Genomic DNA, 5,562 nt, shown 5'->3' on the forward strand with positions numbered 1-5,562 from the left:
AGATAAGCCAGCACCGCCTCAGGTCCGCCGAACGGCCGCTTTGCGTAGACGACCCACTCCGCCGTGCGGAGCGGCGCCAGAAAGGCTGCGAAGCGTTGGGCATCGGCGAGCCGGCCGCCGAAAGGGTCGTGCGCGCGACAGTTAGTGGTAAGAGTTACTTAAAGCGAGATCGGTACAACTTCCAATAGCATCGGGCTGTTTGCAATTGATCCGATCCAGGGAGAGGGACGGCCGCCTGTCAGATGTATTGCGACGGGAGGGCATCGCTAATTAAGGTCTTTGAGGAGCCATGCCATGTTTGCGAAGATGCCCATCCGCACCAAAATCACCGCCGTCGTCGTCGGCCTCTTGCTGGCGCTAATCGCCACCAGCGCGTTCGCAATCTGGAAGATGCAGGTGATCCACGCCGCCGTCATCGACATTCAGACCAACTGGCTTCCGAGCGTGCGCGTGCTCGGCGAACTGCGCGCAACCACCATCACTTATCGCAACGCGGTACGGCAGCACCTCTTGAGCGACCGTGCGGAGGACAAGGCGGACTTTGACAAGCGGATCGAGCAGATCGCCGAAAGGATGGCTCAGGGTATTGCGGACTACGAGAAGCTTATCTCCAGTCCGCACGAGCGCGCACTCTACGACGAATGGCGCGGCCTCTGGAACGAGTACATGCACGGCGCTCAGGAGGTGCTGCGTCTGTCGCGCGCGGCGGCTGGCCGTTTCCCCCAAGAGGCCAACGGGCTCAACAGCAAGACCGTCAATCCCATCGGCCTGAACGCCGACAAGGTCCTGGCTAGTGCCATCGACCTTAACAACAAAGGCGCTGGCGAAGCGGGAGAGCAGGCAGCGAGCGCCTACAGCCATGCCTTCAACACGCTATTGGCGATGGCAACGATCTCCGGAGTCCTCGGCGCTCTCGTTGCCTTCTTTTTGGTAAGAAGCGTCTCGCAAGGTATCGCCGCGATCGTCTCGCCGATGCAAGCCCTCAGCGGAGGCGATCTCTCGGCCGCGGTAACCCATCGGGGCGAGCGCACCGAGATCGGGCAAATGGCCGATGCGTTACAGGTGTTCAAGGAGGCGCTGATCGCCAAGAAGGAGGTAGAGGAAGCCAGGGCCGAGCAGGAGCGGCAGCAGGCCAAGCTCCAGCGGCGCGAGATGGATCGACTTGCCGACGCGTTCGAGACTGCGGTGGGCGAAATCGTTCAGACAGTCTCCTCGGCTTCGAGCCAGCTTGAGGCATCGGCAAGCACGCTCAGGGCAACGGCCGAGCGCACGCAGAACGTGGCGACCGGCGTCGCCGCGGCCTCCGAGGAAGCCACAACCAATGTCCAGTCGGTCGCGTCGGCTTCCGAAGAATTGGCGGCTTCGGTGGGAGAAGTCGGTCGCCAGGTACAGGAATCCTCGCGAATCGCGGACGAGGCCGTGCGACAGGCCGGAATCACGAACGAACAGATCGGGCGTCTGGCGCAGGCGGCCGCACGAATTGGCGACGTGGTCGACCTCATCAACAGCATTGCAGGCCAAACCAATCTACTCGCGCTCAACGCGACGATCGAGGCGGCGCGCGCAGGTGATGCCGGTAGAGGCTTCGCCGTGGTGGCGAGCGAGGTCAAGGCGTTGGCCGAACAGACCGCCAAGGCGACTGAAGAGATCAGCCAGCAGGTCGGGAGCATGCAGGACGCCACGGGAAAATCGGTCGCGGCCATCACGGATATCAGCGGCACCATTTCCAGAATGTCCGAAATCGCCACGGCGGTCGCCGCCGCGGTGGAGCAGCAGGGCGCGGCGACGCACGAGATCGCTCGAAACATCCAGCAGGCAGCCCAAGGCACTGGCGAGGTCAGTGCCGGCGTCGCCGACGTGCAACGCGGCGCAACCGAAACGGGCAGCGCATCGGCTCAGCTCCTCTCATCTGCCGGCCTGTTGTCGCGCGATTCGACTAGACTCAGGGACGAGGTAGCGAATTTCCTGCGCACGGTTCGGGCCTGAGCATGCGGAAGTTCTCCAGCAAGCGAATGGATTTCTTTCCAAGGCTCTGGTGGATTGGCTGCCCGGGGTGGCAGCGAGTCGACCAGGGCGTGTACTGCAATCCGGGATGTCTGCTTTCGAGGAGTAAACGGACGCGCGACCAGGAAATCGGAATGTCGTTCTTGACCCGGCTTCAGCCCGCCTTGCGTCGCGGCTTGGCTGGTGTCTTCTTGGCCTTGGCGGACTTCGGCGCCGGCGCGGCTTTGCCGCCGCTCTCGATGCTCTGCTTCAGAGCGTCCATCAGGTTGAACACATTGCTCGGCGCAGCCTTCCGTGTCGCCGCGATCGGCCGACCCTTCCGCTTCTGGTCGAGCAGTTCCTGCAACGCCTGCTCATAGTGGTCTTCAAACTTGTCGGGCTCGAAATGTCCCGATTTCTGCTCGACGATATGCTTGGCCAGATCCAGCATATCCTTCGTGATCTTCACATCCTGGATGTCGTCGAAGTATTCCGCGGCGTCGCGAACCTCATAGGGGTAACGGAGCAGCATGCCCATCAGGCCCTTGTCACGCGCCTCGAGAGCGATGACGTGCTCGCGGTTGGTTAGAACCACGCGGGCGAGCGCGACCTTATCGAGCGAGCGGATGGTTTCGCGAATGACGGCATAGGCGTCGTGGCCGACCTTGCCGTCCGGGACAATGTAGTAAGGACGCATGAGATAAAGATCGTCGATCTCGCTCCTCGGCACAAACTCGTCGATCTCGATGGTGCGCGTCGACTCCAGCGCGATGTTCTCGAGCTCGTCCTTGGTCACTTCGAGATATTGGTCGGTGTCGACCTTGTAGCCCTTGATGATGTCGTCGGACTCGACCTCTTCGCCAGTGTCGGCGTCGACCTTCAGATACTTGATCCGGTGACCGGTCTTTTTGTTGATCTGATTGAAGCTGATCTTGTCGGATTCAGAGGTCGCCGGGAACAGCGCGATCGGGCATGTCACCAAGGACAACCGCAAAAAGCCCTTCCAGTTGGCGCGCGGGGCCATACTCAAAACTCCACCTACACTGAATGGTATCAATATAGGACGCCGGTCAGCGAAGTGGAGTCTGCGGCTTGCAGTCCGGACAGGTATCGCCGATTCCGCGCAGGACATCGTCGATCGCGGCCAGGCACTCCTCTGGTGTCGCGCCGGGAAATGGCTGGTTCCAAGCTGCCTCGCGAGCCCGGTTCCGCGCATCGGGGTCGGCGCAGTCGAGCACATGGCCGTGGTGTCCGCACTCGCACACAGCGCGATGTTCGATCAGCGTCCCGAGCGCCCAGCCAGCGAGGCTGCGATAGGCAGGGCGGGGTGCCTGCGACGGCAGGCGACGTTGTGCGTTGCTCTTCATAATGCGGTCTCGAATCAAATCGACACCGCCAGTTATATCATCTGCGTCAATCAGCGTTCGGATGAGCGCTGGCTTATGCCCGCTATGCAGGTTTAGGAACGACGGGCGTCGGCCATTGTTCCCGATTTGCCGCGCAGCATCGCGGCGGGTCGACTTCAGGCCAATGGAAAGACCCTCGAAAGAGCGTGTGCGTGAGGTCATCCAGGAGGTCGATGCGCTCGATCTTCCCGACGGTGCACATTGGGCTTTGATCCATGAAAAGCTCGGCCTCAGGTATGGCGAGGTGTTCGACTACATCGCCGAAGACCCGGCGTTCTTCGGCGCAACACCTCATCAACCCGAGGATTGAGCGGCGCCAGCCGCCATCTAGCCCCGTGGAACGGGGACACTGTTGCATGCACGCTATTGCGCGAGTCTTAGAGAGGGGCGCAGTATCGAAGCCGTCCGCCTCCAAGCGATAAAGATCGGCGGATCAAGTGAAGGCCCCAGCACCGGCCTCTGGGCCCCCAGAGGTGCTGGGGCCATTTGAACCGCAACTCGTCTCGTTAGGAACGATTCCGGATCGGGAAAATTAGGCAACCGTGAATGCGTTCTCCGGCCCCGAGTTGGCGCATTCGCTTTCAGTCCCAGCGTCACCCTTCCCCGGGGCGCTGGGACTTATCATTTTAGGGCAAATGAAAGATGCCGATGCGTCCCAGTGTCCTGCTCAAATAGGAACGGTTGCGTCGCGCGACGGTTTGTCAGCCGTTCAGGTGCTGTCCTGCCGGCAGTACCTTGGACGCCCAGCACTCGGCCCCGGGAGAGCCCACTCGCCCCGGGGCCTTTTTCTGGAGATCAAAAGGCAAAACTTGGCCCCCGCCAGTCTCTCTCGCTGGGACCTGTCAGGTGAACAACTCTTTGCCCGGCTGGAGCATCCTCACGAACGTCCCACTCTCGTGGTACTCGAGCCAGCCCTGATCCTTGGCGTACATCAAGCCTGCCCAGTATTCGGCTGGCGTCGCCTTATCCTCGTCGATCATGGGGCGATTGATTTTCTCGATGTAGATCCGGCCGTCCTGAACGGGCTCGAACGCGCGGGCGTGCTCCATGATCCTGCGGGCCGCTTTCTCAGGGTCGGAGTAGGGGCGCTCCCTTCATCTCATCGTCGAATTCCATCGTTCTTTTGCGTGTCGTAGATGTGCTGGCGGTGCTGATAGCTTTCGGCCGGGATGTGGCTATCAAACGTCTCCCCGCAGGGACAGCGCATCAGCGACGATGCCTGTTGAGAAGGTAGCTTTTCGCCGCGGTTCCACATGGCCCGCTTGCGCTCGGTCCAGTCGCGCTGATGGCGCCAGGCCTCGAAGTCCGCCTCTGTCCGGGTCGGCAGCAGCGTGGCCCACGCGACCTCAAAAGCGCCACGGGCTTCCTCGAATGATGCGGCAGAACCGCTGGTGTGCTGCCCGGAATCGCAGCCCGGATAGAAACCGCAGCTCCAACCCCATTGATCGGCGTCGGTCGGGACGCCGGCACGCTCGTCGATCCAGCCGACCTGAACATCGCCATAGAACACGTTCCAGCCTTTGCGGTGAGGGTCGGAGGCGCGACGGCGCGTCAGTTCGGTCATGGCTCGTCCCTGATCGGGCACCGCTGCCACAGTTGCAGCAGCTCGGCGGCCGGCCGCTTGTTAGCCTTACGGCATTTCTCGCAACGCAGCCGTCCGGCGAAGTCGTGAACGTACGTCGTGGCGACGTGGGGCAGTTCGGCGAGATCGACTGCGCGCGGCGTCTTGCACCTCGAGCATCGGATCTCGAGCCACGGATAACCGGCATTGAGGGCCTGATCGATTGAGGGCGATGGATCGACTGGGCCGCCATCAGCCCACACACCTCGCCGGGGGAAATGCATCGCTCACGCAACGCGGGAGGAAACGCAGATGGCAACGACCCAATTCGATTATTCCGGTGCAATCGTTAATTATACCGTGCAGGCGACCGGCATCTACGACATCGTGGCCTTCGGCGCGCAGGGCGCGCAGAACACGGGCTTTGCAATCGGCGGCCCTGGCGCCGAGATGGGCGGCGAGATGAGCCTGACCGCGGGCGACAATCTGGAGATCCTCGCCGGCGGCGCGGGCCAAACTGCCGGGGGTTCGGAAGGCGGCGGTGGCGGCAGCTTCGTCGTTCTCGTGGGCGGACCGGATGATCCTTCGAACACTCCCGTCCCGCTGGTGGTC

The 5,562-nt window shown here is 62.1% G+C and carries 6 protein-coding genes and 3 pseudogenes; 3 read left to right on the plus strand and 6 right to left on the minus strand.

The features are described 5' to 3' along the window. Positions 1-110, minus strand: a pseudogene (locus tag AC628_RS46005) (transposase); the annotation flags it as partial. A gap of 184 nt (positions 111-294) precedes the next feature. Here AC628_RS46005 and AC628_RS22970 point away from each other — a divergent pair. Further along, the gene (locus AC628_RS22970; protein ID WP_074129000.1) at positions 295-1,986 is read left to right on the plus strand and encodes a methyl-accepting chemotaxis protein; all 1,692 of its coding nucleotides are present in this window, start codon (positions 295-297) and stop codon (positions 1,984-1,986) included. A gap of 172 nt (positions 1,987-2,158) precedes the next feature. Here the strand turns inward: AC628_RS22970 and ku are convergent, their stop codons facing one another. Both ku and AC628_RS22980 read right to left on the minus strand, forming a co-directional pair. Beyond that, entirely contained in the window at positions 2,159-3,007 is an 849-nt protein-coding gene (ku, locus tag AC628_RS22975) for a non-homologous end joining protein Ku (RefSeq protein WP_074129001.1), read from the minus strand. A gap of 46 nt (positions 3,008-3,053) precedes the next feature. Then, complete coding sequence (locus AC628_RS22980) at positions 3,054-3,350, minus strand: hypothetical protein (protein ID WP_074129002.1); 297 nt, start codon at positions 3,348-3,350, stop codon at positions 3,054-3,056. 187 nt (positions 3,351-3,537) lie between these two features. Here AC628_RS22980 and AC628_RS44155 point away from each other — a divergent pair, with 187 nt between their 5' ends. Next, a complete protein-coding gene (locus AC628_RS44155) occupies positions 3,538-3,699 on the plus strand; it encodes a hypothetical protein (protein ID WP_168193427.1) in 162 nt (53 codons plus the stop codon). A 532-nt stretch (positions 3,700-4,231) separates the two neighbouring features. Here AC628_RS44155 and AC628_RS22990 read toward each other — a convergent pair. From AC628_RS22990 to AC628_RS45455, 3 genes and pseudogenes are all read right to left on the minus strand, one after another. Next, a complete protein-coding gene (locus AC628_RS22990) occupies positions 4,232-4,438 on the minus strand; it encodes a hypothetical protein (protein WP_074129004.1) in 207 nt (68 codons plus the stop codon). A 50-nt stretch (positions 4,439-4,488) separates the two neighbouring features. Further along, entirely contained in the window at positions 4,489-4,953 is a 465-nt protein-coding gene (locus AC628_RS22995; protein WP_074129005.1) for a hypothetical protein, read from the minus strand. Next, a pseudogene (locus AC628_RS45455) lies at positions 4,950-5,213 on the minus strand (hypothetical protein); the annotation flags it as partial. The gene AC628_RS22995 and the pseudogene AC628_RS45455, both read right to left, overlap by 4 nt. 49 nt (positions 5,214-5,262) lie before the next feature. Between AC628_RS45455 and AC628_RS23005 the strand changes: the two are divergent. Continuing rightward, a pseudogene (locus AC628_RS23005) lies at positions 5,263-5,562 on the plus strand (hypothetical protein); the annotation flags it as partial.

The organism is Bradyrhizobium sp. NAS96.2 (genome assembly GCF_001908235.1).
Taxonomy (GTDB): domain Bacteria; phylum Pseudomonadota; class Alphaproteobacteria; order Rhizobiales; family Xanthobacteraceae; genus Bradyrhizobium.